Origin of the sequence: Comamonas testosteroni, from assembly GCF_014076415.1 — a bacterium.
GTDB classification, from domain to species: domain Bacteria; phylum Pseudomonadota; class Gammaproteobacteria; order Burkholderiales; family Burkholderiaceae_C; genus Comamonas; species Comamonas testosteroni_F.
The window spans coordinates 2,369,149-2,394,895 of the sequence record NZ_CP043568.1 but is presented as its reverse complement, the minus strand read 5'-3'; the positions used below and the strand labels follow the sequence as shown (position 1 = coordinate 2,394,895).

The window sequence follows — 25,747 nt, the reverse complement described above, 5'->3', positions numbered from 1 at the left end:
AAGCCAGCAGGGCTATTGAGCCCCGGCCGATGCAGACAGTGCAAGATGGCGATGGAACCTGATTTTCCGAGCCGCCATGTTTCTTGAAGCCGCCATTACCCTGCTGGCCCTGCTGCTGGCCCTGCTCTGCCGCCCCTGACGCATGCTGGGCAGCCGGGCCGGTCCCGGCGGCATGCATGACCCGGTGCTGTCGCCGCTGATCACACCGCTGCTGGCCATTCTGGTGCTGCTGCCCTGGATCTGGGCACTGCCTGCGCTGCACAAAATGCCCTTGCAGCTGCACTGGTCTGGTGCGCCGCTGGTGCTGCTTCTGATCGGCTGGCCGCTTGCGGTGCCCGTACTGATTGCGACAAGCGCTATTGCCTTTGCATTGGCTCCCGCACTCGGACTGCAGGACGCTCTGGGCCTGGCGGTCTGGCAGGGGCTGGTGCCGGCCACGCTGGCCATGCTCTGGGGAGCTGCAGTGCGCCGCTGGTGCTGGCACAACATCTTTGTCTTTATTTTCTTGCGCGGCTTCCTGGGCACGGTTGTGTGCGTGTTCATCGCATCCCTGCTCGGCCAATGGGCGGGGCATGTGCTGCCCAATGTCAACGACGAGCTCTCCCGCATGGCCCGCTGGCTCATGGCCTGGAGCGACGGCGTGACCACCGGCATGCTGACCGCAGTATTCGTGGTGTTTCGCCCGCACTGGGTGGCCACCTGGTCCGATGCCATATATCTGCAGCCGCCTGGCAATCCTGAAAGCTGAGGCCGTCGAGGCGCATCAGCTCTGCCACTTCAGCTCTGCCACTTTCCCGGCCACTGCGCAAACCGCATCTTTCCCATCCGGCAAGACGCCAAGGCAGTTGGCACAAGGCTTGCTCATCATCGGGCTATCGCACCGCGGCAATCACCAAACCGGTGCATGTCTTGAGAAAGAGAGGGATCGCATGCTGCTCCAACCCGTTCGCAATACCGCTCACAGCAGAATTCACCATGCCGTTCATGCCATGGCCCGCCCCGCGCTGGCCTGCGCGCTGGTGGCGGGCTTTGCCGCCACGGCCCAGGCACAGGACGCCTATCCCGAGCGCGCGGTCAAGGTCATCGTCGCCCTGCCGGCAGGAGGCAGCGCCGACATGATTGCCCGAGTCGTGAGTCAAAAGCTGGCCAGCGAACTCAAGCAGCCTTTTGTGGTGGACAACCGCGCCGGTGCCTCGGGCCAGATCGGCACGCCGGCCGTGGCACGCTCTGCACCGGACGGCTATACGCTGATGGTCTCGCCAGCCTCATTCCTGACCACCAACAGGAGCATTTTCAAATCCCTGCCCTATGACCCCGAGGCCGACTTCGCGCCCATCAGCAAGCTGGTAAACCAACCCATGGTGCTGGTGGTCAAGGACAGGCAGAAGTTCCCCAGTGTGGCTGCCGTGGTGGCGGCAGCCAAGGCCGCCCCGGGCAAGCTGACCTTTGCCTCATCCGGCGACGGCAGCCCCCAGCACCTGGCAGCGTTGATGTTCGAGACGCGCACCCAGGCCAAGATGCTGCACGTGCCCTACAAAGGCGGTGCGCCAGCCGTCAACGATACGCTGGCGGGCAATGTGGACATGTTGTTTGCCGTGCTGCCCGAAGCCCTGCCCCATATCCAGGCCGGCAAGCTGCATGCCCTTGCGCTGATGGCGCCCAGGCGCGCGGCCATGCTGCCCAACACTCCCACCATGGCGGAAGGCGGTTTTACCGATCTCAACCTCTCGGCCTGGGTCGGTCTGTTCGCCCCGGCCAAGACGCCTCAGCCCGTGATCGACAAGCTCAACCGCGCCGTGCGCGTTGCACTGGACAGCGATATCAAGACCAAACTGGGTGAAAACGGCATGGAAGTCGCGCCATCGACGCCAGAGCAGCTCAGGCAGACCGTGGCCCAGGACATCAGGCTGCATGCCGAACTGGTCAAGGCCGCAGGCATTCAGCCGCAGTAGATGCCGTCTCGTGCAGCACCAGGGGGCAGACTCCTGGGTGAATGGCAAGCCGAAGCCCGCCACAACAGCGGATAATGGCGGCCATCTTGAGGAATGGCGCAGACCCGATCTCCGCCATTCCCCTTTCTGCTACCTCCTCATTCGCACGACTCGCAATGACCGACGCCACCGAATTCGCTCCCGGCCTGATGATCCGCGGCTTTACCGCCCCCCAGAAGCTGGCGGACTACAAGCTCATCGCCTTTGATATGGACTCGACGCTGATCACCATCGAATGCATCGACGAGATCGCCGACGCCACGGGCAAGAAAGCCGAAGTGGCGGCGATTACCGAAGCCACCATGCGCGGCGAAATCACCGACTTCAAGGACAGCCTGCGCCAGCGCGTAGGAAAGCTGGTCGGAGTGACCGAAGCCGACATGGCCCGCGTTCTGGCCGAACGCCTGAAACTCTCGCCGGGCGCTGAAACCCTGATCAAGGCCGCCAAGGCCGCCGGCCTGAAGGTGCTGCTGGTCTCCGGCGGCTTTACCTACTTTGCCGAGCATGTGCGCGGCCTGCTGGAAATCGACTTTGTGCGCGCCAATGTGCTGGAGATCAAGGACGGTGCACTGACCGGTGGCCTGATCGAGCAGGCCTGGGGCGATATCTGCGACGGCGCTGAAAAGCGACGTACCTTGCTTGAAGTGGCCTCGCTGATCGGCATCGATGCCAGCCAGTGCATTGCCGTGGGCGATGGCAGCAACGACATTCCCATGATGCAGGCGGCCGGCCTGTCCGTGGCCTTCCACGCCAAGCCGCGCGTGCGCAACGAGGCCAAGGTTGCCATCAACGAGGGCGGCCTGGATCGCCTGCTGGAAGTGCTCCGATAGGCAGCAACAAGCACACGCGCCCATAAGCCGCTGTCCCGTCATCTTGGGGCCGCGGCTTTTTTGCGCCCACTGCGGCGCAGCAATCCCCGGCAGCTTTGCTACAGTGCCATGCATCTCCCTCAACCCAGTCGAAAGGTCAGAGCATGGGCCAACTCAGAATCGCCGTCATCGTGGGCAGTCTCAGCAAGCAGTCCATCAACCGCCAGCTCGGCCAGGGCCTGGCCGCACTCATGCAGGACAAGGCCGATTTCGAATTCATCGATATCAGCCGCCTGCCGGTCTACAACCGCGACTTCGACAACACCCCCGATTTCAAGCCCTTCGACGAGCTCAAACCCCTGATTCGCGGCTGCAACGGCGTTCTGTTCGTGACGCCCGAATACAACCGCTCCATCCCCGCATCGCTCAAGAACGTGCTCGATGGCCTGAGCCGTCCCTATGGCCAATCCGTCTGGGCAGGACTGCCGGCCGCCGTGATCGGCAGCTCGCCCGGCGCGGCTGCCACGGCCATGGCCCAGCAGCACCTGCGCAATGTGCTGGTGTCGCTGGACATGCCCACCCTGCCCCAGCCCGAGGGCTTTGTGCGCTGGTCCGACACGCTGCTCGACGCCGACGGCAGGATCGGCCAGGGCAGCCATGACTTCCTCGTCAAGTAAATGACACGCTTTCTGGACTGGGTGCAGCTGCACCAGATGCGCTAAAGCAATTTCTCTCTGATTCGATAGCATGCCCCGCTTACGCTTCAGCCGCTGCGGGGCACTTCATGACTATTTCCCTGCATTGAAGACTGCTGGAACTTTTGCGCATGCAGACTGTTCCTACAATAGCGTGCGGCCTCATACATCACACAACATCCGGCCGCCAGGGTCCGAGCCCTGTCCTTTTACGGACAGTTTCAGTTCAGCACCTTGAAAATCCACCCATTGACTTTAAATACCATAGCAAGCAAACCTGATGCGACAGGCGTCGCAAGGCATGCTGGCTGCCTGCATCCTTGAGAAGCAGGCAGCCATCTATGACAACCATGACTGGAAACCATTTCGTGAAGACTTCGTACCGTGCTGCTGCCTCCGTGATTGCCATCGCCATCGCATCGCTGACCGTGCCCTCCCTGGCTCAGGCCAAGCGCATGGGCAGCAGCAAGTCTGTCCGCCCTGCCAGCATCGGCAGCAAGGCGCCCGCACAGCCCGCACCCGTGACTCCTGCCGCCGCCGCACCCAAGGCTGCTACACCTGCCACACCCGCAGCCCCCGCCGCAGCGGCAGCTCCTGCGGCCGCTCCCGCTGCAGCAGCGGCTCCTGCAGCTCGTGGATCCGGCATGATGGGCACCATGGCGGGCGCCGCCGTTGGTGCCGTGGCCGGCACCATGGCTGGCAATGCCATTGCAGGCGCCATGGGTGGCGGCGACAAGGAAGCAGAAGCCAAGAAGGCCAAGGAAGAAGAGGCCAAGAAGGCCGAAGCGGAAGCCGCCGCTCTGCAAAAGAAGCTGGACGAGGCCAAGGCCAAGGCGGAAGCAGCACGCGCAGCCGCCAAGTAATCATCAGCCCGCAACCGGGCATCAATACAGGCCGGCCAGGAATTCAGATCTCCCGGCCTCATTTAAGAAGGAAGGGGTGCGAATCGCATCCCTTTTGTGCATCTGAGGCGTTGCGCAATGCCAGACCCTACTCCATGACTTGCCTTGCGCCAGACTGCAAAATCGAAAGCCGCCGGCCAACTCATCCGCTCGACATTCAGATGGCCCTCATCTGCGACCATTCCTGGCTGCGCGAGAAGTCAGAACGACATGCACACGTCCAGCGTAAAGCGCCCCGGCAGACACCTGTACCACGGTCTGTGCCGACCGCAACTGGCGATGATGCTCCGCCAGATCCCGTCACACGCTAAAGACCCAAGCCAGAGCCACCACTGAAAGAATGCAACCAGCGGCAGCGGCCCCACGGGCGGCGGCGCTGATCAGGGCAACGGCGAGCAGCGCTCCTATCGACAGCCAGCCCAGCCAGGCCACGAATCCCACGGAGAAGCCCCAGGCGCGCAGACAGGGCATGACGGCAACCGCCAGCAGCAATACTCCCGCACAGCGCAACAGCCGCGATCGAGCCCGAGAAATCTCCATGTCTCCCGTGAGCTGTTCATGATGGCGCTCCATGGCAAACGCTAGCGCCGCCATGCCCGCAAAGCTCAGCGCAAACGCCAGCCACGATGCTTGCAAGACATTCATGCTCCCACCTCTATCTTGCCCTTTGAAACCGGGCTTTCCGAACGGACGCTGCGGCGCCGCAGATAGCGCCAGGCCCAGGCTGCAAGCAATCCCATAGCCATGGCGCCCAGCTCCACACCCGCGCTCTCCCAGTCACCGCGAGAAACCTGGGCCGGCAGGCTGTCACCGACCGTAATCCAGTTCAGCAGCGGCAGCAGCAGGCACAAAGCGGCCAGCAGGCCCAGCTGCTCCCGCCATGCCGCTGCGGGCGCACGCACCAGAGCATGCAGCAGCGCCAGACTCCAGAGCCCGAAGAACACCGCCAGCTCCCAATTCGCTCTGTGGGACAGCCCGACGGGAACCAGGCGGTTGGCCCACAGATAGCCGATGCAGCCCAGACTCAGACCGGCGATGGCCGCCACATTGAGTCCTTCGACGAGCCGGTACACGCGCGCCGTGGCGCTGCCGAACTCGCCAGCCTGCCTGCCCAGATGCCTGCCACGACGCTTGACCACGAACAGAATGGCCCCGGTTGCCATCATGGTGCTGCCTGCCAGCCCGCACAGGAAATACAGCCACTTGAGCGGCTGTCCACCGAACTCCACCTGATGCAAACTGCCCATCACCGTCTTGGTCATGGAGGCGCCAGCACCGTCCACATCGCCAGGCTGGCGCAGCTTCAGCACTTCTGCGGTTGCCGCCGAGAACATCACCATGCCGGTCGTGGGGCTCAGACGCTGCTGCATTTCCTCGTCGCTGTTCCAGCCATAGACACCGATGCGTGCCGCCGCGTCACCGGGGTTGTCCACGACCACGGCCCGTACAGGCTGGCCCATCAGCTCCTGGCCGAGCCGGGCAAACGGCTCCAGATCCGGAACAGCCATGGCCCGGCCCGAACGCTCAGGCCTGTCCGACTCGTTGAGTGCCACCACATAGGAGCGCAGCCCCTGGCTACCCGTACCGAAGTAGGCCGCAATGCCGGCCGGCATCAAGGTCGAACCGGAGATGGCAATCCCCGTGTAGGCAATCATGATCTGGAACGGCAGCGTCAGCACGGCCACCGCATTGTGGGCATCCAGCCAGCTGCGCTGACCTTTGTGAGCACGAAAGGTGAAGAAGTCCTTGAAGATACGCCGGTGCGTGATGATGCCGCTGAGCAGCGCCACCAGCATGGCCACGCCGGCAAAGCCGACCACCCAGAGTCCCGCCTGCCCCGCATGCAGCCGATAGTGAAAATCCACGAAATGGTGGCCGCCCTGGGTGGCGCGCACAACGCCATGAGCTGGGTCCTTGCCCAGCGGCTGGCCGGTAGCGGAATCCAGCTGGGCCGAGGCGTACTGGTGCTTTTCATCGAACCAGTACACACGCAGGTCGCCGGCTCCCTGGGCATCCGAGGGCCACAGCTCCCACATCTCGGCCCCCGGATGGTGTTTTTCCATATAGGCCAAGCCCCATGCCAGCCGCTGCGCGAGGTCGCCCCCTTGCTTGCCGGCGACTGCCGCCTGCGCATGTTCGGCCTCCTTGGCATGGTGCTCGGGCGTCATCCAGTGCGAAATAGGCTCCGCAAAGACTGCCAGCGTGCCCGTCAGGAACACCGCGAACAGCAGCCAGGAAAACCAAAGACCGCACCAAGTATGCAACCAGGCCTGGGCCTGGCGAAAGCCGCCCTGCCCAGCGCCAGATGTTTTTTTCTGCTCGTCCATGCTCAGCCTCCCCCTGCCAGCCACGCCGATGCCGCTGCCATGACGACAGCCGGCAGCAGCAGGCCCAGCCAGACGCGGCCGGGCGACACCGGCGAGAAGGCCCAGATCACGGCCAGCACGTGCAGCGCAAAACTCCACAGCATGCCAGTGAGCACGGCCTCGGCACGCGATGCAGGCAAGACTGTGGCAAGGAATACGGCCAGGGCACTGGCCAGCAGGTAGCCGCCCAGGACGGCGGCCAGCAGTCGGGATAGGACGCTGCTGCCCGTGAAGCTTGGAAAGAAGGGGGTCATGACATAAGGAGAGAGATGGATGCCCCGGACAACCCGGGGCGAAGCAGGCCGCAGGGCCTGTCTCTATGTATGACAAACGAAAAAGCAAAAAGGGTCATCCGCCCCGCCCCGTGGCACAGGCCGGTTCCAGCGGCAGGGCCTGCGGCGGCGCAGGCTTGACACCGCCAGCCCGCACGGAGCCTTGGCTGAACCATGGCAGCGGCAGCAGAGATCGCCAGCCTGGAGCGCCGCTGCTCTCAGGCCGACTGCACCGGGGGCCCCCAGGGCTGGAGCACTGTCTGCACTCAGAAGTCGTAGCGCATGCCCACGTTCACGCTGCGCGGCGCACCCCAGGTGTAGTACAGGCCACCCAGGCTGCTGACGCCGGCAAAGTATTTCTTGTCCAGCAGATTGTTCACATTCAGGCTCAGCGACAGATGCTTGTCGACTTGGTAGCGGGCCATCAGATCCAGCACTGCATAGGACTGCTGCGCCAGAGTGTTGCGGCTGTCGCTGGTCGAGGTCTTGCTTTGCCAGCGAGTGGCCGCGCCCAGCGTCAGGCCGCGCAGTGATCCACCCTCGAAGCGGTAGGTGCTGCCGAGCTTGAGCTGGTATTTGGGATACTGGCTGGAGCTGGTCAGCGAGCTGTTTTGCTGCACCAGGCTGCCCTGTACCTGCCAGCCGCGCGCCAGCTCACCCGACAGTTCCAGCTCCCAGCCGCGCCGCGTGGCACCGCTGACGGCACGGTAGGCCATGTCGCCGCCAGGGGTGAAACCGCCTGTCTCCTCGGCCGAGTTATCGGTCTTCATCCAGAAGTGAGCGATGCTGGCGTTGAGCCGCTTGTCGAAGAACTCGCCCTTGGCCCCGACCTCATAGGTCTTGCCTTGCTCGGGATCTAGGGTACGCCCCTGCTCGTCCTGGGCGCTTTGCGGCTTGAAGATGGTCGCGTAGCTGCCGTACAGCGAGACCTGGGGATGCACTTCATAGACCAGGCCCGCATAGGGCGTGGTGACGGTTTCGCGCATATCGTAATTCCACCAGGTTGGCGTCACATCATGCTGACGGTACTGCGTCACGCGCATGCCCGCAATCAGCTGCAGCGGATCTGCGAGACGGAAGCGCCCTGCAGCATAGGCATAGCGCTGGCGCTGATTGAAGACATGCCGGTCGTAGTTCCAGTTGCCGAAGTCGGGCTGGGCCAGCGCACCGCCGCCCTGGGCATAGCTCAGGCCCAGATTGGCCAGCGGGACATTCTTCGAGCTGCCGTAGAGCAGGCCGCTGTGGTAGCGCGACATGCCCACGCCGGCCAGCAACTCGTGTGTGCGGCCCAGCAGGGTGAAAGGACCTTTGACATCGAGATTGACCGACCAGTTGCGGTTTTCCACGTCCTGCCATGGCAGATAGGCAGCGGTTGTGCTGTTCCAGAGGTAGCCCAGCATCATGTCGTCCATCTTCACGCTCTGATGGAAGAACTTCAGACTTGCCGTCCAGTCATGGGCCAGACGCTGCTCCACGCTGCCGAACAGCTCGGTGCTTTCCTGTTCATAGCCCGACCAGGGTGCACCGTTGTTGAACGAACGCGGCATCAGCCCCACTTCGGCACCCGCTGCGGTGTAGCGCTGTATGGGTCGGGTCGTGCCGAAGCCGCGTGCCTCGCGCTGGCGCAGCGTGATGCCCAGGTTCAGCAGGGTATCGGGGGTGAGGTCGGCCTCCAGCGTGCCGAACAGCATCTTGCTGTTGCTCTTTTCGTTGTCGCGAAAGCTGCCCGCATCCGTCATGGAGGCCACCACACGACCACGCAGCGTCCCCGCCTCGTTGAGCGAGCCGCCTATATCGGCCTGCGCTCGATAGGTATCCCAGCTGCCGGCATTGGCGCGCACGCTGGCCTGGAACTCGCGTGTGGGACGCTTGCGGATCAGGTTGACTGTGGCGCCATAGCCGCCCTTGCCGACAACCAGTCCCGACGAGCCTTTGAGAACCTCGACGCGGTCCATTTCCGCCATATCGTCCAGCGCATACATGGTGCTGGTGACAAAGTACCAGCCATTGCTGAGCTGGGACATGCCGTCGACCTGGAGATTCACCTCCGAGCCGCGGGCCTGAAAGTCCGTCGCGTTGTTCTGTCGATAGACGCCTATGCCGGGCGTCTGCTCCAGCACATCGGCCAGCGTCTCCAGCTTGAAGTCATCCATCCGCTGGCGTGTCATCACGCTTACCGACTGGGGCGTCTCGCGCAGTGTCAAGCCCAGACCCGTGGCCGTGCGGCTGGGACCGGTCTGGGTGTAACTGCCCGTGCCTTCCGTGGTGCCGCTGCGCTCGGCCTGAGCCGTGACGCGCACTTCGGACAGGACGCTGCCCTCCTCACTCGAGACGGGCGCCACGGTCTGCCTTTGCAGGGTGTAGCTGCCGCCGGGACGCGACACCAGCTCCAGCCCACTGCCAGCCAGCAGGCGCTGCAGTGCCTCGCGCGGCGTATAGCTGCCGGAAAGCACCGGGCTTTGCCGACCTTGTGTGAGCGCAGGATCGAACGACAGCGCCATGCCGGCCGTAGCTGCCACCTCGGACAACACCCGGCCCAGCGGCCCTGCCTCTATCCGGTAAGCCTGAGCCTGCCCGGCTGCGGGCGGCTCGGCAGCCTGCACGGTGGTCGCCGCCAGCGCCCAGCCCAGCAAGGCAAGCTGCGCGGCGCGCGCAACGGGGCTGAATACAGGATTCGATAAGGAACGGGAGGCCATGGAAGCAGGCATGAAAGACAGTCCTTTGGAAGCAAAAATCAGTGGTTCACCTTGCTTGCCAAACAACTTTCAAGAAAGTCTCACCTTCGTGCATTTTTTAAGGTGCCTTGCTTGTGAACTCAGCTGGCCGCCACCGTGACCCAGTAACCCTGCCAACGCCGATGCACCGTCACGGCATAGGTTTCGGCCAGCATGGCCAAGGCCCGGTCGGTATCGGCCAAGGGATACGCGCCCGACACCTTGATGGACACAGCCTCCGGGGTACAGTGCAGCAGGCCGGGCCGGTAACGCGACAACTGAGTGCAGACTTCTGCCATGGGCATGGCGTCCGCCACCAGCATGCCGTGCGCCCAGGCCAGTTGCTGCGGTCGTACCGTCTGCAGCTCCCCTGTGCCCAGCGCAGTCAACCTCGCCCAGCTGCCCGCGGGCACCACCAGCGCGGGCCGGGAGGCTCCGAGTAATGTGACTTCGACCGCACCCTCGGTTACGGCCAGATCCACGAATTTGCCCTCGCTGTTTTGCTGCACCGAAAAGCGTGTGCCCAGCGCCCTCAGGCGCCCTACGGCCGTCGCCACCAGCAACGGCCGATCCACGCCACTGGGATCGGCAGCAGTTTCCAGCAGGATCGAGCCCCGGTGCAGATGTATCAGGCGCTGATGAGCATCAAACCGGATATCGACGGCCGTTCCTGTATCCAGCAGCAAACGACTGCCATCGGCCAATGTCACGCGGCGCTGCTCGCCCGTGACAGTACGCAGATCAGCTGCCCACCCCTGCTGCTGTGCCACACGCCAGCTCATCCAGCCACCAGGCACGGCGGCCAGCAAAACCGCCAGCCTGGCCACAGCGGCCCGTCGGCTGCGCCGCTGCGATCGGCCCAGCGCCGGCATGGCCAGCGCCGGCGGCAACCCGCCCAGCTTGTCCATCAGCCGCTCGGCCCGCATCCAGGCGCCTTCATGGGCGGGACTGGCCTGGCGCCAGCGCTCGAAGGCGATGCGTTCGGCAGCCGTCAGGCCTTCATCGTTCAGACGGACCAGCCAGTCCGCAGCTTCGTCCAGCAAACGTGCATCCATTGCAGTCATTCCATCAACGCCAGACACTGCCTGAAAGCCTGGGCCATGTAACGCTTGACGCTGGTCAGCGACACGCCCAGCTGCAAGGCGATATCGTCGTACTTCATATCCTCCAGCTGTGAAAGCAAAAAAGTGCGTCGTACCAGCGGCGGCAAGGCATCAAGCATGGCATCTATCTCATGCAGGGCCTCCAGCACCAGGGCCCGGTGCTCAGGCGACGGCGCTTCAGGTTCGGGCAACAGGGCCAGAGCCTCCAGATAGGCACGCTCCAGCGCCTGCCGCCGACACCAGTTGACCAGTACCCCTTTGGCCACTGTGGTCAGATAAGCGCGCGGCGACTCTATGCGCGGCGGCTCACGCACGCCCAGGATTCGGACAAAAGTGTCTTGCGTCAGATCTGCTGCATCAAAGGCATTGCCCACCTTTCGGCGCAACCAGCCTTGCAACCAACCGTGATGATCTGTGTAGAGCGCGGCGACTTCACGATGGGAGGCTGTTTCGACAACGGACATGGTGCAATGGGGGTAAATCTCAAACAGACCTTAAATGATATCAATTCTCATTTCTGGTTTCTCAATGCCTTCACTATTTCCGCATATGCTTCGGCTCCATCTTCTGCCGACCGCATCGCCTTGTGCCCGCGACAAGCATGGTGGAAGGTCCCGGCCCTGCACAATCACTCACCAGGAATACATCGATGGCTGGAACTCCACTACTGACCATTCACGCACGCGGCACACCCTCTCTGGCGCCTGCTCGCATCAACCTCCCGGCACCTGTTGGATGATTGCAAGACCATTGCGCTGTTGAGCTCTGCGACGCTTTACTCGGCAGCTGATTGATGCAAATGTCGGGAACCGAGCTGTTTCCTATCCAGGTTGGTATTCAAGAACCTCAAGAATCAAGATGACTAGCTTTCGCTCTCACAAGCTTTTGCATCGCATCGTGCTCGGCAACCTGCTGGTAGCGGCCTTGCTGTGCTTTGCCACGTGGCTTGGCGTTCATGCCAATTACCGCGCGGACATGGACCTGGGAGTAGCCGTAACCAGGCACCAGGCACGCAGCCTGAGCTTGGAGATGGCTGCCGAGGTGCGACAGGTAGACAACGCTCTGTCATCGATTGCCAGTCGTTACCGCACGCGCAGCCTTGACGGCCTTTCCGCTGCCAACTTTGCCTTGTACGAAATGCTTCAGGAGCAGCGTGCCCTGATTCCTTTTGTCACCGCCCTGCGCATCACAGACAGTGCTGGCGAGGTACTCATCACTCCCAGCGAAATTGATGTGCCGTTTTCAGTGGCAGAGCGCGCCTATTTCGCTCAAGCCCGCGAAACGGACCGAATGGTGGTGTCCCAGCCTTTGATCAGCCACTCCTTCGGAAAATGGTCTATCGTGCTGGCAAGACGTCTTCAGGCCGAGGGCGGCCAGTTCCAGGGCATCGTCTATGCCATAGTCGCGGCCGAACATTTTCACCAGCTATTCCAGCGCCAGTCGTTCGGCACCAGCAGCGCCATGGCATTGCGCACCGATCAGGCACTGCTGGTCGCACGCTATCCAGCTGCAAGCCAGGATGCCGACGCGGGTATCGGCAAGGCCGCTGTCTCGTCTGAATATCACCAGGCCATCAGCCGCAACAGCGAGGAAGGCTGGTACATCACACCGACCCTGATCGATGGCGTGGAGCGCATCACGGCCTACCATCGGCTGCCCGGATATCCTCTGACGGTGTTTACCGGGCTGGGTACGGAGGCCTATATGGCCATGTGGCGCGCCTCCGCCTGGCGTGCATGGGGTCTAGCCGGCTTGTGCATTGCCCTGATTGCTTTGGGTTCGGTCGCCCTGTACCGACTGCAGCAGCGTGAACGCCGCATTCGCAAAGAGCAGGAGCTGGTCATCAACAATGACCTGATCGGCATGGCTCGCCTGCGCGAGCGCAAGATCGTCTGGACCAACCCCGCCATGCGTCGTCTGCTCAAGCAGCCAGCAGCTGCACTGCAAGGCGCATCCACGCGCATGCTTTACCCTGACGAAGCCTCCTACAGGCGTATCGGCGAAAAAGCCTATGCCTCCTTGCTGGCTCGGGGCAAATTTCACGCGCAGTTCCAGGTGCAGAATGCCGAGGGCAAGCTTTTGTGGGTGGATGCATCCGGCACACTGCTGAATGCCGAAGAGTCGCTATGGATTCTGGTGGACATCGACGCCCTCAAGCGAGGTGAACAAGCCGCCAACCACCTTGCCAACCACGACGCTCTGACGGGTCTGGCGAACCGCCGAGCACTTGAGGAAACGCTGAACCAGGAACTGGCCGACGGCCAGATGCTTGCCGTGTGCTTCATGGACCTGGATGGTTTCAAACAGGTCAACGACACCCAGGGTCACGACGCAGGCGACGAGGTTTTACGTGTGGTGGCTGCCCGCCTGACGGCCCAGGCTCGTGCCGGCGACTGCGTTGCCCGCCTGGGCGGCGATGAGTTCGTGGTACTGCTATCCGGCTTGCGAACTTCCGGTGAGGCCATGTCTGTCATGAAGCGCTGCATGGAGGCCGTGCGCCAGCCCATTGCGCTGGATGGTGGAGTGATGGTGCAAGTCGGCAGCAGCATCGGTATTTCCATCAGCACCGCAGGTAGTTCCTCGGCCAACCTGATGCAGAGTGCGGACGAGGCCATGTACTCAGCCAAACATGCAGGCAAGGGACGCATTGTTCAGCATTCGGGCCTCTCGCAAGAATCCGAGGCTTGAGGCCGCCCCTGTGACCAGCTGCATCCGTACATGTCCAGAACCGAGGATTGACAACGCCTTCGGGGCCAAAGCAGGGTATTCAGCCTCCTGGCGCCATCACTGCAGAGGCCCTCTCTGCGGCCTATTCCTGTGCTCTTGGCGGCAGCCCTGCAGCCTTGCGAATGGGCTCCAGCAAGCCACTGAGTCCGTTGTGATCAAGCTCCTGCATCAAAGCCAGCAACTGACCGATCTCTCCTTTGGGAAAGCCCTCGCGGGCAAACCAGTTGAGGTAGTTACCGGGCAGATCGGCAATCAAACGGCCCTTGTACTTGCCATAAGGCATAGGCACGCGCACCAGGCGCTCCAGCATTTCGGCATTCATGACAGTCAATCGGAATGAAATTTTGTATAAAAAACGACGCTCTTATAACCAAATAAGAAAAATGTCCTGCAGACGTTGATACACGGCACTAGACTATGCACCTTAGTTCACTGCGGTCCAGATGAGGCCCGGAATTTATTGCAACTTGCTGAAAAAGGTCAGAACCAATGTTGAAGAAAGCTCTCTCTGCTATCGCTATTGCCACTCTGGCGCTGTCGGTCCAGGCTGCTGACGTGCTCAAGGTGGGCGCCACGGCCGTTCCTCACGCCGAAATCCTCAATCACATCAAGCCCGCGCTGAAGGCTCAGGGTATCGATCTGGAAATCAAGGAGTTCAGCGACTACGTGCAGCCCAATGCAGCGGTGGAAGACAAGCAGCTGGATGCCAACTTCTTCCAGCACCAGCCCTATCTGGACAGCTACAACAAGGACCGCAAGACCTCGCTGGTGGCCGTACCCAACGGCAAGGTTCATGTGGAGCCCTTCGGCGCCTACTCCAGCAAGATCAAGAACATCAAGGATCTGAAGAATGGCGCTACCGTGGCCATTCCCAACGACCCCTCCAATGGCGGCCGTGCACTGATTCTGCTGGCCAAGCATGGCCTGATCGAGCTCAAGGACCCCAAGAGCCTGACACCCACTGCTCTGGACGTCGTCAAGAACCCCAAGAAGCTGAAGTTCAAGGAACTGGAAGCGCCTTTGCTGCCCCGCGCCCTGGCTGATGTCGACCTGGCTCTGATCAACACCAACTACGCAATCGAAGCCAAGCTCAACCCCACCAAGGATGCCCTGTTCATCGAAGGTGCCGACTCGCCCTACACCAATATCGTGGTGGCCCGCAAGGATCGCGCCAACGGTGCCGACATTGCCAAGCTGATGAGCGCTCTGCACTCTGCAGACACCAAGAAATTCATCCAGGAAAAGTACAAGGGCGCTGTGGTTCCTGCGTTCTGATTCGCCAAGCCTTTCGAAGCGCTGGCGCAGCCTTCCTAGACAGGGGATGGCGGTCGTGCTGCGAAGGGTGCGGCGGGTACAGACACCTGCTGTGGCCCCGGGCCGGACAGAACCGGCCATCGGCCACACTTGACGTTCTGCCCCAGAAAAAGCGCTGCAGTAGCAGCGCTTTTTGCTTTTAATTTGATTGCATATAGCGCTTTACATGCAATGACTTAAAGCAATTACCACCTGAGATTTCTCAATGCGAGGGTGCAGGCACCGAGTGCAGCAAAACCGGTGTCTCGCCATCTCCGTTGACGCTTTCCAGATGCACGCCGAACCCCCACAGGCGAGCCACATGCTTGAGTACCTCCTGTGCATCTTCTGCCAGCGGCCTGCCCTGGTACTGGGTATGCCGCAGAGTAAGACTGCGGTCGCCACGCAGATTCACACTCCAGGCCTGGATATTGGGCTCGCGCGTCCCCAGGTCGTATTGCTGAGACAGCAACTGGCGCAGCGTGCGGTAGCCATCTTCGTCGTGAATGGCACTGACCAGAACATCACGTTCCTCAGGGTCATCATGCAGAGAGAACAAACGCATGTCGCGTATCAGGTGCGGGCTCAGGAACTGGCCGACAAAGCTCTCGTCCTTGTAATTGCGCATGGCGTGGTGCAGAGCCGGCAGCCATGGCGTACCGGCCATGTCGGGAAACCAGCGGCGATCTTCCTCCGTCGGCTTTTCGCAGATCCGCCGAATATCACGGTACATGGCAAAGCCCAGCGCATAAGGATTGATGCCGCTGAAGGCCCGGTGGCCGGCGGGCGGCTGGTAGATCACATTGGTATGCGATGAAAGCCACTCCAGCATCACGCCATCGGTCAGCCAGCCCTCATCATAAAGAGTGTTGAGCAATGTGTAATGCCAGAAGGTGGCCCAGCCCTCATTCATCACCTGAGTCTGGCGCTGCGGATAGAAATACTGGGCGATCTTGCGCACGATGCGCACGATCTCCCGTTGCCAGGGCTCGAGCAAGGGAGCGTTCTTCTCGATGAAATAGAGGATGTTCTCTTCGGGCTCTCGGGGAAAACGCTCGCTGCCTTGCGTCGTGCTGTCCTTGTCCTTGTCCCTTCGGGCAGGAAGCGTGCGCCACAGCACATTGACCTGTTGCTGCACATAGGCTTCACGCGCCTCTCTCTCGGCGCGCTCGCGCGACAGGCTTTTGTGCGAGGGACGGCAATAGCGGTCTACACCAAAATTCGACAACGCATGGCAGGAATCCAGCAACTGCTCCACGGTGTCGAAGCCGTAGCGTTCCTCGCATTGCGCCACATAGTCGCGCGCATAGACGAGATAGTCGATGATGCTGCCCGCGTCGGACCACATGCGAAACAGATAATTGTTCTTGAAAAAGCTGTTGTGCCCATAGGCCGCGTGAGCAATCACCAGGGCCTGCATGGCCGTGCTGTTCTCCTCCATCAGATAGCTGATGCAAGGGTTGGCATTGATGACGATCTCATAGGCCAGTCCCATGTGACCTCGTCGGTAGCGGCGCTCCGTGGCCAGAAACTCCTTGCCATAGCTCCAGTGCCGGTAGTTGACCGGCATGCCCACGCTGGAATAGGCATCCATCATCTGTTCGGCAGTGATGATCTCCAGCTGATTCGGATAGGTATCCAGGCCGTAGCGTTCAGCCGTGGCCGCAATCGCCGCGTGATACTGCTCGATCAGCTCGAAAGTCCAGTCGCTGGGGTCGGGCAAGGGAGACGCCGGTCGCTGGGATGCCATCAAAGGTGCCTGCGGCACATCGCGAAAGCGAGGCTCGCCCTGGGCATGCGAATTTCCGGCCTTTCTGCTGGCGCTGAGATCCAGCACGGGATAGAGATTGAGGTTCATATCGATACCCCATCCTTCTTGAAGAGATCGCGGAACACCGGGTAGATCTCGTTGGCTGCCGATACCTTGCGCATGGCGAAATGGGGGAACAGCGGCAGCAGGCGGCTGTACTCTTCCCAGAGACTCTGCTCCTCGAGCACCACTTGCAGGTAGGCGTAGTAGCGCACCAGCGGCAATATTCTCTCGGCCAGAAGGCTGTGGCATTTGCCGCCGTCGTCACTGAAGTTGTCGCCATCGCTGGCCTGGGCGACATAGATATTCCAGTCATTGACCGGGTAGCGGGCCCTGATGATCTGTTCGAGCAGGACCAGCGCGCTGCTGACTACCGTGCCGCCGCTTTCCGTGGAGTGAAAGAACTCGTCTTCGCTGACTTCTGCGGCCTGTGTGTGGTGGCGGATGAAAACAATCTCGATCTTGTCGTAATGCCTGGTGAGAAACAGATACAGCAGGATGAAAAAGCGCTTGGCCAGCTCCTTGCGCTCCTGGTCCATGGAGCCGGACACGTCCATCACACAGAACATCACGGCCTGGCTGCTGGGCACGGGCACCTTGCTGCGATTGCGAAAGCGCAGATCCAGCTGTTCCAGGAAAGGCACTGCGCCGATACGCTCACGCAAGGTATCGATACGGCGTTGCAACTCGGCTACTGCCTCACTGGTGCCGTCATCCTGCGCCAGCAGAGTTTCAAGCTGTTCTTCCAGTACCTTGAGCTCACGGTGCGAAGCTTTGGTCAGCGCAATGCGCCGCCCCAGGGCACCGCGCATGGTGCGCACCAGCGCCAGATTGCTGGGCGTGCCGTCATGGCTGTAGCCGGCGCGCCTTGTCTTGTATTGCAAGGTGTTGCCGATGTGGTTGCGCAGCAGGCGCGGCAGGGCCAGATCTTCAAAGAAAAGCTCCATGAACTCTTCCTTGGTCAAGGTGAAAGTGAAGTCGTCCTGCCCCTCACCGCTATCGCTGGCCTGCGATCCCGAGCCGCCACCTCCACCAGGCGGCCGGGCAATGCGATCACCACGCACATGCTCGCGATTGCCGGGCAGCACCATATCGCGGATACCACCCTGCCCATGCCTGAAGACCGGCTCCTGAATGTCTTTTTTCGGAATGGTGATGCTTTCCGCCTGATCGATGTGGCGGATGTCGCGCGCAGACACGGCTTTGCGCACCGCCTCAGCGATCTGCTCTTTGAAACGCCGCACAAACCGCTCGCGGTTGCCCACCGATTTATTCTTGCCTGCGAGCCTGCGGTCGATGATATGCAGTGCCATCTGTGCTCCCATCTCAAGGGGCTGTCCTCAACCGTCCTGCCGGTGGCCGCGCCGGGCCACCGACACCACTGTCAGCTGCTCTTGCGCACGCGCAGATACCACTCGCAAAGCAGACGCACTTGCTTGGGCGTATAGCCCTTGGCTTCCATGCGAGTGACGAAGTCCTCATGCTTGCGCGCATCTTCGGCACTGGCCTTGGCGTTGAAGCTGATGACCGGCAGCAACTCCTCGGTGTTGGAGAACATCTTCTTCTCGATCACCACGCGCAGCTTCTCGTAACTGGTCCAGCTGGGGTTCTTGCCCTGGTTGTTGGCCCTGGCCCGCAGCACAAAGTTGACGATCTCGTTGCGGAAGTCCTTGGGATTCGCAATGCCGGCCGGCTTTTCCACCTTCTCCAGCTCGGCATTGAGCGCATTGCGATCGAACACCTCGCCGGTATCGGTATCGCGGTATTCGCTGTCCTGAATCCAGTAATCGGCGTAGGTGACGTAGCGGTCAAAGATATTCTGGCCGTACTCGCTATAGCTCTCCAGATAGGCAGTCTGGATTTCCTTGCCGATGAACTCGGCATAGCGCTGGGACAGATATTCCTTGATGAAACCTATGTACTTGGTCTCCAGCTCGGCCGGGAACTGCTCGCGCTCGATCTGCCGCTCCAGCACATACATCAGGTGCACGGGGTTGGCCGCCACTTCGGTGCTGTCGTAATTGAAGACCTTGGCCAGTATCTTGAAGGCAAAGCGGGTGGAGATGCCCTCCATGCCCTCGTCCACGCCCGCGTAGTCGCGGTATTCCTGATAGCTCTTGGCGCGCGGATCAGTGTCCTTGAGGCTTTCGCCGTCATAGACCTGCATCTTGCTGAAGATGCTGGAGTTCTCTGGCTCCTTGAGGCGCGTGAGCACCGAGAACTGAGCCATCATCTTGAGCGTGCCGGGCGCGCAGATGGCGTTGGCCAGCGAAGACTCCCGGATCAGCTTCTCGTAGATGCGAACCTCCTCGCTCACGCGCAGGCAGTAAGGCACCTTGACAATGTAGATACGATCGAGAAACGCCTCGTTGTTGCGGTTGTTGCGGAAGGCCTTCCATTCGCTTTCATTGCTGTGTGCCAGCACCACACCGTCAAACGGAATCGCGCCAAAGCCTTCCGTGCCCTTGTAATTGCCTTCCTGCGTGGCCGTCAGCAAGGGGTGCAGCACCTTGATCGGAGCCTTGAACATTTCCACAAACTCCAGCAGACCCTGATTGGCCAGGCACAGGCCGCCCGAGTAGCTGTAGGCGTCGGTGTCGTCCTGCGAAAAGTTTTCCAGCTTGCGGATGTCCACCTTGCCCACCAGGCTGGAAATATCCTGGTTGTTCTCATCGCCGGGCTCGGTCTTGGCAATGCCTATCTGCTTGAGAATGCTGGGGTAGCGCTTGACCACTCGGAACTGGCGAATGTCTCCGCCGAACTCCTCCAGCCGCTTCACTGCCCAGGGCGAGAGTACATGCTGCAGACTGCGACGCGGAATGCCGAACTCATCTTCCAGCACCGGACCGTCTTCCACGGGGTCGAACAAACCCAGTGGCGATTCGTTCACCGGCGATCCCTTGAGCGCGTAGAACGGGGCTTTCTGCATCAGGTATTTGAGGCGCTCTGCAATCGAGCTTTTACCACCGCCAACAGGCCCCAGCAGATAGAGAATCTGCTTTCGTTCCTCAAGACCCTGGGCCGCATGGCGGAAGAAGCTCACCACCTGCTCGATGGAATCTTCCATACCGTAGAACTCGGAGAACGCGGGGTAGCGGCGGATGACCTTGTTGGCAAACAGACGCGACAGCACGGGATCGTTGCGGGTATCCACCATTTCGGGTTCACCGATGACGGACAGCATGCGCTGTGAGGCTCCGGCATAAGCCATGGGATCACGCTGGCAAAGGCTAAGGTACTCGTCCAGCGACATTTCTTCTTCACGCAGACGAACGTAGCGTGCTGCAGAATTGCTGATGACATCCATATGACCTCCCGTGGCGGCACCAGGGCTCGAATCAGTGCCGCAAAGTTGCTAGGCATTCGTTACCGTGTGCATCCGTTGTAGCACCTCGCTCCTAATTTGAATAGACCGAGATTCCTACAAATACGCAGTAGCCACGACAGCCAAAACCGCAAACCGGATAGCGTAAAAATCGGTCAAAAAATATGACTCGAAATGAGCATAGAAGCCTGCTCTCGTTGAAGCAACAAAGCCCCCTATCTATCTGCCATCATTCAAGATTTCGACGACTCGAAAAACTGATCGGAACATCGATTTACAGGCAGTCGAGGTGGTAATAAAAAACGCTGAACAAGCAGCGTTTAGAACCATTGCAGCTACAGAAAAAAGAGCTTGCTGCTTAAATTTCAAGGGTTATTCACTAGAAATATTTCAGCAAAGCATTGATGAGCAAGCGCTAACAGCATCTCTTTTCATAGCATGGGTATTCATCCGGAAGTAGCTGCAGAAGCATCCACTGCGGGTGATTTGGCGCCTGGCCGCATAACGGCACTACCCATGGCTGCAGCCATGATGCAGGCAATGGCGGTCCACTGCGTGGCCGTCAGGTTCTCGCTGAGCAGCAGCATGCCCATCAGTGCTGCAATGGCTGGCTCGGTTGCCAGCGCGATGCCGAAGGTGGCAGGCGGCAGACGGCGCAGAGCCAGCATTTCCAGTGAGTAAGGCAAGGCGCTGGAGATGGCCGCCACCATCAGCCCGAACAGCAGGATCGACGGCGTCAGCAGTTTGAGCCCGGCCTCGGCCACACCAAACGGCACCACCACCAACGCCGCGCACAGCAAGCCCAGGGAGACGGCCTGGCCGCTGGGGATATGGCCCAGTCTGCGTCCCAGCACGATGTAGGAGGCCCAGCAGATGGCGGCCCCGAGCGCGCAGGCAATGCCCACCGGCGACAGGTTAAGGCCCGAAGCATTGCCGCCCAGAGGAAGAATCAGTGCCAGGCCGACAACCGCCAGCGCCAGCCAGACAAAGTCCAGTGCGCGGCGTGAGTAGTAGATGGCCACGGCCAGCGGCCCTGAAAACTCGATGGCCACGGCCAGGCCAAACGGAATATCGCGCAGCGCCATGTAGAACATCAGATTCATGCCGCCCAGCGCCATGCCGAAAACCAGCAGAGCCTGTGCCTGCTGACGGTTGAGCGACCAGCGCCAGGGCCGCCAGACGCACACCAGAATCAGCGCTGCAAAGCCCACTCGCAGTGCCGATGTGCCCTGGGCACCGATCAGGGGAAAAAGCTGCTTGGCCAGCGAAGTCCCCAGCCCGAGTGCAGTGACCGATCCCAACACGGCCAACACGGGCCACCAATGATTCCAGCTGTTCTTTGACATAGGTGAGTACGATATTGCATGTCACCCGCGAAATTTGCTCGTTTTCAGCATTGAATCTGCAAGTTTCGCTCTCAACCCATCCCACACCATGCCTGCTGCCGACCTGGACTCCTTTGACCACGCGATTCTTGCCCTGCTCCAGCGTGACAACCTCATGCCACAGCGCCTGATTGCGGAGCACATCAACCTCTCGGCCCCTGCCGTGCAGCGGCGCATCAAGCGATTGCAGGAAACCGGGGTGATTGCCGCCAACGTGGCCGTGCTGGAGCCCGTCAAGGTGGGCCGTACGCTGACCGCGATCATTACCGTACAGCTGGTCAACGACAGGCCGGACCTGTCGCGCGGCTTCAGGGCCAGGATCGCCGACGAAGCGGCGGTGCAGCAATGCTTTTATGTGACGGGCGAAACCGACTACATCCTGGTCGTCACGGCAACCGACATGGATGATTACCAGGCCATCTGCAAACGCCTGTTCGAAGGTGACGAGAACATTCGCCGCTACAGCACCTCGATCGCGCTGGAGCGCATCAAGACAGGGCTGCAGCTGCCGCTGTCCGCGCCATAAGGCAGTTCGGCAGTGCGACCCGATTTGATGCAGAACGAGGGCTGCCATCTGCCATGGGGACTGGCACTGGCGCCACCGGAAACAAAATGCAACAATTGCGTCATAAACCGGCTCAGATTCTGCGCACAACAAGAGCCCACTCTTGAGGAGACACGATGAACGCTTCTTCCGCCACCTCGCCCGATATGGCCACGCTGGTTGCCGATCGCACCCTGAACAAATATGCCAAGGACTACTTCCCCCGGCGCGAGCAGGTGACGATTGCCTTTCGTGGCGACATTGCCGAGAAGCACAACTACGACAAGATCCGCCCGATCTCAGAAGCCCGGCGTCATGGCAAGCATATTGTGGTGATCGAGGGCCAGAGCCAGAAAACCGGAGCCACAGGTCACTACCGCATCGAATGCAATAGCTGGAACCTCATCGAAGCCGTGGGTCTGTGGGAGCAGGCTGCAGAGGCTTGAAAAGCCAAGACGAGTGTGTGAAAGAGTCTGCAATGCTTGGTGCAGGCACAGCTTGAGACTCAAACCTCCATTCCCAAAGCGCTGCTCGCCACCCACCAGGCCAGACCCAGCATCATCACACCGGTGATGCCATCCATGACGCGCCAGGCACCGGGGTTGGCAAACAGGTGCTTGAGACGGCGCCCCGCCATCGCCAGCAGCACAAACCAGAGGCAGCTGGCCGAGGCCGCCCCCATCACATAGGACCAGCGGCCTGCGCCCTCCTGCTGGGCGCCAATCGAGCCCATCAGCAACACCGTATCCAGGTACACATGGGGATTGAGCAAGGTGATGGCCGCCAGCGCAGCCAGCACGCTCGTCATCCCGCGCGGCGCCGCCCTGCGCCCGCCAATCTCCATGGCCGCATCCGGGGCCAGCCACATGCGCCGCAAGGCGAAAAGGCCATAGGCCAGCAGGAATGCGGCTCCGCCCAGCGTCAGATACTGAGCCAATGCCGGATAGCTGGTCAGCATCTGCGCCATGCCGGCCACCCCCAACGCAACCAGCAGCCCGTCGCTGAGCACACACAGAGCCACGCAGGCCTTCACATGCTCGCCCTGTACTGCCTGGCGCAGCACATACAGGTTCTGGGCGCCGATGGAAACAATGAGCGAAGCGCACACCGTAAAGCCTGCAATCCAGGCGGAATAAAAATTAGTTGTCATATCCATGAGCCGCTGACTCCTCCAAACCGGCCCGGATTCTTGCTCTGCGCATCAATTAAGTAAAATTACATTTACTCAATCCAATGAAGAAACTCTAATGCTTGACTATGCAGGACTGGAAGCACTTGCCGCCGTATTGCGCGAGGGGAGCTTCGAGCGTGCGGCGCGCAAGCTGCATGTCACACCCTCCGCCATCTCCCAGCGCATCAAGCTGCTCGAAGAACGCGTGGGACAGGTGCTGGTGCTGCGCGGCACGCCCTGCACCGGTACGGAGGCCGGCCGACGCCTGTGCCTGCATGTGGAGCAGGTAGCGCTGCTGGAAAACGATTTGCGCCGCAAGAACCCCGAGCTGATCCCGGAAGGACAGACCGCCCTGCCCACGCTAAAGCTGGCGGTCAATGCCGACTCCCTGTCAACCTGGTTCATGGATGCCATGGCGGCCTTCACGCAGGACGGCAACGAACTGCTGGACATCAGCATTGACGACCAGGACCACACGGCCAAACGCATCAAGGAAGGCGAAGTCATGGCCGCCGTCACGGCCACGGGCTCTGCGATTGCTGGCTGCAACACCTGGCCCCTGGGCCGCATGCGCTATATCGCCGTGGCCAGCCCGGAGTTTGTGCAGCGTCACCTGGCCCAAGCCGAGTCAGACCGGGAGCGGGCCCAGATGCTGGCCAAGGCGCCAATGATGTACTACGGCCGCAAGGACAGCCTCCAGGACCAATGGCTGCACGGCCTGGGGCTGGACGGACGGCGCAACAATGCGCGTCACTTTCTGCCATCCAACCAGGGCTACACCCGTGCCGTGGAACTGGGCATGGGCTGGGGCATGCACCCGGCCCAGCTGATCACCTCACAACTGGCCAGTGGCGATCTGATGCAACTGCTTCCGGGCAGAGACCTCCACATCCCCATGTACTGGGCCCATACCCGCAATGCCCAGGCCAGCCTTCAACGCCTGACCGACTGCATCATCCATGCCGCAGCTGCCTGGCTGGAACCCATGCAGGACTAGCTCAGTCTGCAGCAGGCTTTTTCAGGCCGTAATAGAACACCCATGCGGACGCCAGATACAGCAAGGGATAAAGCGCAAGACAAGGGGCCAGGTGCAGATAGGCCGGCCACCGGTCGGCCGCGAAAAAGCTTGCATACACCAAGGCCGCAAGCAATGCCCCGCTGCCTGCCAGCAGGCCGACATAGGCCAGCAAGGTGGCCAGACGCAAGCCCGGCCTGCCGCGCTCGACCAACCGTAGCCGGCCCGAGCGCAGCTGCACGGGAATCTGATAGAGGCGAGAGAGTGCCATCAGCAAGACGATGGGTACCAGGATCAGAGGCAGGAAAAACATGTCTCGCAGCGCAATCAGGGGCGATGCTCGGACTCCACATGGCGCACGGCCGCCCTGGCCTGGGTGAGCATATGAAAGTCCAGAATGCGTGTTGCCATGATGGTCTCCCAAAGAAAGCAGCACAGCGCCAGCACAAAGGCCAGCACCCCCAGCAGGAAGCTGAAAACGGCATAGCCGTGGCCGCTGACGCCGTAGGCCTGACCCACGAACAGCAGCACGATGGTCAGCCCTATGCACATGCCGCACAGTGTCAGCAGCGCGATGGAGACATTGGCCAGCCGCCCGCGCTCGCGCAGAAAATGCAGCTCCTTGAGGTGGCGCGCGATCAGATCGTGATCGTCCAGGGTGCGCAGGCTTTCCTCCAGCTTGCGGGCGCGGTCAATGATGCGGGCCAGCCGCCCCGCAACGGAGCCAATCATGCCGGCCACGGCAGTCAGAAAAAAAACCGGCGCAACAGCGAGCTGAATGCTGTGGGTGACGGTCTGTGCGTCGATGGACCAGATGCTCATGGTGTCCTCAAAATCAGGGGCTGTCTCAGCCGCTATTTTTATGCACAAATGTCAGCTCAGTTTTGACTGCGACCACTCAAAAAACAGCCGCCACCGACATTTCAGGCCACTACAGCCTGTTTGGAGATCGGATATCGATCGCAGACAGTGTCGACACAGGGCATGAACTTCGTGCCTTCCAGCACCGGCGTCGCGCTGAACGCGACGGCTGCCCCCGTCTCTGCGCCTCGCCGCCTCAAAGGAGTCGCCCATATCTCCCAGACGATGTCTGGATGCGCTGCTATATAATTTTTCGCTGAAACAAGTCTCGGCACTGCGGTGCTGCAGGCTTTTTCTCCATGCGACAGGTGCCCGGTGCTTCATCGGGTTAAACGGGAACAAGGTTCAAAGCCTTGGCTGCCCCCGCAACGGTAAGCAGATCAAACCACTTCATGGCTTTTGCGCTTGCACAAGCCCGTCACTGGCGTTCTACGTGGCCTCTTCGACGAGGCGCGCGACAACGCCGGGAAGGCGAAGTGACATGCCTCGCGCAATCTGCCAGCCCGGATACCGGCCTGTTGAGCGCTGACCGCCCGGGCCCAGTTCCGGCAGTCGGCATGTGCAACGAGCGTCTGCGGGGAGCAGCGTGACGGCAACAGGCTGCGAGGCCCGCCCTCCGCCCGATCTCGTCACCAGCATGCAGACCGTCTGCCTTGGCTGATGACAATGAGACACCTTGCACAGGCTTGCGCCTTGCGCCTTGGACCTGCTGGCACCATGCCTTTTGCCGATTCCGACGGCACCCTGCCCTGCCCGGCCTGGAG

23 protein-coding genes, 1 pseudogene and 1 riboswitch are annotated in these 25,747 nt (G+C 61.1%); of the genes and pseudogenes, 10 read left to right on the top strand and 14 right to left on the bottom strand.

All coding sequences use genetic code 11. The features are described 5' to 3' along the window. Positions 1–76 precede the first annotated feature (76 nt). The 5 genes and pseudogenes from F0P97_RS10920 to F0P97_RS10900 all read left to right on the top strand — a co-directional run bounded on the left by F0P97_RS10920 (position 77) and on the right by F0P97_RS10900 (position 4,358). A pseudogene (locus tag F0P97_RS10920) lies at positions 77–748 on the top strand (hypothetical protein). 181 nt (positions 749–929) lie between these two features. Beyond that, positions 930–1,952, top strand: a complete 1,023-nt coding sequence (locus tag F0P97_RS10915; RefSeq protein WP_182286726.1) for a Bug family tripartite tricarboxylate transporter substrate binding protein — start codon at positions 930–932, stop codon at positions 1,950–1,952. 155 nt (positions 1,953–2,107) lie between these two features. Next, positions 2,108–2,821, top strand: coding sequence for a phosphoserine phosphatase SerB (gene serB / locus F0P97_RS10910; protein ID WP_182286725.1), 714 nt, complete (start codon positions 2,108–2,110; stop codon positions 2,819–2,821). A 143-nt stretch (positions 2,822–2,964) separates the two neighbouring features. After that, entirely contained in the window at positions 2,965–3,477 is a 513-nt protein-coding gene (locus F0P97_RS10905; RefSeq protein ID WP_182286724.1) for an NADPH-dependent FMN reductase, read from the top strand. 359 nt (positions 3,478–3,836) lie between these two features. Further along, the gene (locus tag F0P97_RS10900) at positions 3,837–4,358 is read left to right on the top strand and encodes an ABC transporter substrate-binding protein (protein ID WP_182286723.1); all 522 of its coding nucleotides are present in this window, start codon (positions 3,837–3,839) and stop codon (positions 4,356–4,358) included. 339 nt (positions 4,359–4,697) lie between these two features. Here the strand turns inward: F0P97_RS10900 and F0P97_RS10895 are convergent, their stop codons facing one another. The 6 genes from F0P97_RS10895 to F0P97_RS10870 all read right to left on the bottom strand — a co-directional run bounded on the left by F0P97_RS10895 (position 4,698) and on the right by F0P97_RS10870 (position 11,316). Then, positions 4,698–5,042 (bottom strand): DUF3325 domain-containing protein, encoded by a 345-nt coding sequence (locus tag F0P97_RS10895; protein ID WP_182286722.1) that lies wholly within the window; start codon positions 5,040–5,042, stop codon positions 4,698–4,700. Beyond that, a complete protein-coding gene (locus F0P97_RS10890) occupies positions 5,039–6,724 on the bottom strand; it encodes a PepSY-associated TM helix domain-containing protein (RefSeq protein WP_182286721.1) in 1,686 nt (561 codons plus the stop codon). Before F0P97_RS10890 ends, F0P97_RS10895 begins: the two co-directional genes overlap by 4 nt. Before the next feature lie 2 nt (positions 6,725–6,726). Continuing rightward, positions 6,727–7,017: a DUF3649 domain-containing protein gene (locus F0P97_RS10885; protein WP_182286720.1), complete on the bottom strand. Its 291-nt coding sequence runs from the start codon at positions 7,015–7,017 to the stop codon at positions 6,727–6,729. Positions 7,018–7,301: 284 nt separating this feature from the next. After that, positions 7,302–9,743, bottom strand: a complete 2,442-nt coding sequence (locus tag F0P97_RS10880; RefSeq protein WP_182286719.1) for a TonB-dependent siderophore receptor — start codon at positions 9,741–9,743, stop codon at positions 7,302–7,304. A gap of 107 nt (positions 9,744–9,850) precedes the next feature. Further along, positions 9,851–10,804 (bottom strand): FecR domain-containing protein, encoded by a 954-nt coding sequence (locus F0P97_RS10875; RefSeq protein WP_182286718.1) that lies wholly within the window; start codon positions 10,802–10,804, stop codon positions 9,851–9,853. 5 nt (positions 10,805–10,809) lie between these two features. Then, entirely contained in the window at positions 10,810–11,316 is a 507-nt protein-coding gene (locus F0P97_RS10870; RefSeq protein WP_182286717.1) for a sigma-70 family RNA polymerase sigma factor, read from the bottom strand. Positions 11,317–11,710: 394 nt separating this feature from the next. Between F0P97_RS10870 and F0P97_RS10865 the strand changes: the two genes are divergently transcribed. Then, a complete protein-coding gene (locus F0P97_RS10865) occupies positions 11,711–13,540 on the top strand; it encodes a sensor domain-containing diguanylate cyclase (protein WP_182286716.1) in 1,830 nt (609 codons plus the stop codon). A 121-nt stretch (positions 13,541–13,661) separates the two neighbouring features. On the opposite strand, the gene F0P97_RS10860 is transcribed toward F0P97_RS10865, so the two are convergent. After that, positions 13,662–13,901 carry a DUF3820 family protein gene (locus F0P97_RS10860; RefSeq protein ID WP_182286715.1) on the bottom strand — a complete coding sequence of 80 codons (240 nt, stop codon included), beginning with the start codon at positions 13,899–13,901 and terminating at the stop codon, positions 13,662–13,664. A gap of 167 nt (positions 13,902–14,068) precedes the next feature. On the opposite strand from F0P97_RS10860, the gene F0P97_RS10855 reads away from it, so the two are divergent. Further along, positions 14,069–14,854, top strand: a complete 786-nt coding sequence (locus F0P97_RS10855) for a MetQ/NlpA family ABC transporter substrate-binding protein (RefSeq protein ID WP_182286714.1) — start codon at positions 14,069–14,071, stop codon at positions 14,852–14,854. Between the two features lie 241 nt (positions 14,855–15,095). Here the strand turns inward: F0P97_RS10855 and F0P97_RS10850 are convergent, their stop codons facing one another. From F0P97_RS10850 to F0P97_RS10835, 4 genes are all read right to left on the bottom strand, one after another. Beyond that, positions 15,096–16,730 (bottom strand): SpoVR family protein, encoded by a 1,635-nt coding sequence (locus F0P97_RS10850; protein WP_003062951.1) that lies wholly within the window; start codon positions 16,728–16,730, stop codon positions 15,096–15,098. Then, the gene (locus F0P97_RS10845; RefSeq protein WP_182286713.1) at positions 16,727–17,995 is read right to left on the bottom strand and encodes a YeaH/YhbH family protein; all 1,269 of its coding nucleotides are present in this window, start codon (positions 17,993–17,995) and stop codon (positions 16,727–16,729) included. Before F0P97_RS10845 ends, F0P97_RS10850 begins: the two co-directional genes overlap by 4 nt. A 71-nt stretch (positions 17,996–18,066) precedes the next feature. After that, entirely contained in the window at positions 18,067–19,989 is a 1,923-nt protein-coding gene (locus tag F0P97_RS10840) for a PrkA family serine protein kinase (protein WP_182286712.1), read from the bottom strand. 464 nt (positions 19,990–20,453) lie between these two features. Beyond that, positions 20,454–21,353 carry an EamA family transporter gene (locus F0P97_RS10835; protein ID WP_182286711.1) on the bottom strand — a complete coding sequence of 300 codons (900 nt, stop codon included), beginning with the start codon at positions 21,351–21,353 and terminating at the stop codon, positions 20,454–20,456. Positions 21,354–21,441: 88 nt separating this feature from the next. Here F0P97_RS10835 and F0P97_RS10830 point away from each other — a divergent pair, with 88 nt between their 5' ends. Then, positions 21,442–21,918: an Lrp/AsnC family transcriptional regulator gene (locus F0P97_RS10830; RefSeq protein WP_043004189.1), complete on the top strand. Its 477-nt coding sequence runs from the start codon at positions 21,442–21,444 to the stop codon at positions 21,916–21,918. A gap of 155 nt (positions 21,919–22,073) precedes the next feature. Then, on the top strand, positions 22,074–22,382 hold the full coding sequence (locus tag F0P97_RS10825; protein WP_182286710.1) for a hypothetical protein: 309 nt from the start codon (positions 22,074–22,076) through the stop codon (positions 22,380–22,382). A gap of 59 nt (positions 22,383–22,441) precedes the next feature. On the opposite strand, the gene F0P97_RS10820 is transcribed toward F0P97_RS10825, so the two are convergent. After that, on the bottom strand, positions 22,442–23,092 hold the full coding sequence (locus tag F0P97_RS10820; protein ID WP_182286709.1) for a LysE/ArgO family amino acid transporter: 651 nt from the start codon (positions 23,090–23,092) through the stop codon (positions 22,442–22,444). A 91-nt stretch (positions 23,093–23,183) separates the two neighbouring features. On the opposite strand from F0P97_RS10820, the gene F0P97_RS10815 reads away from it, so the two are divergent. Next, entirely contained in the window at positions 23,184–24,104 is a 921-nt protein-coding gene (locus F0P97_RS10815) for an HTH-type transcriptional regulator ArgP (RefSeq protein WP_182286708.1), read from the top strand. Position 24,105: 1 nt separating this feature from the next. Here F0P97_RS10815 and F0P97_RS10810 read toward each other — a convergent pair whose 3' ends face one another. Then, positions 24,106–24,435, bottom strand: coding sequence for a hypothetical protein (locus tag F0P97_RS10810; RefSeq protein WP_182286707.1), 330 nt, complete (start codon positions 24,433–24,435; stop codon positions 24,106–24,108). A gap of 14 nt (positions 24,436–24,449) precedes the next feature. After that, entirely contained in the window at positions 24,450–24,944 is a 495-nt protein-coding gene (locus tag F0P97_RS10805; RefSeq protein WP_003062966.1) for a DUF2721 domain-containing protein, read from the bottom strand. A 328-nt stretch (positions 24,945–25,272) separates the two neighbouring features. Further along, a riboswitch (cobalamin riboswitch) is annotated at positions 25,273–25,517 on the top strand. Positions 25,518–25,747 lie beyond the last annotated feature (230 nt).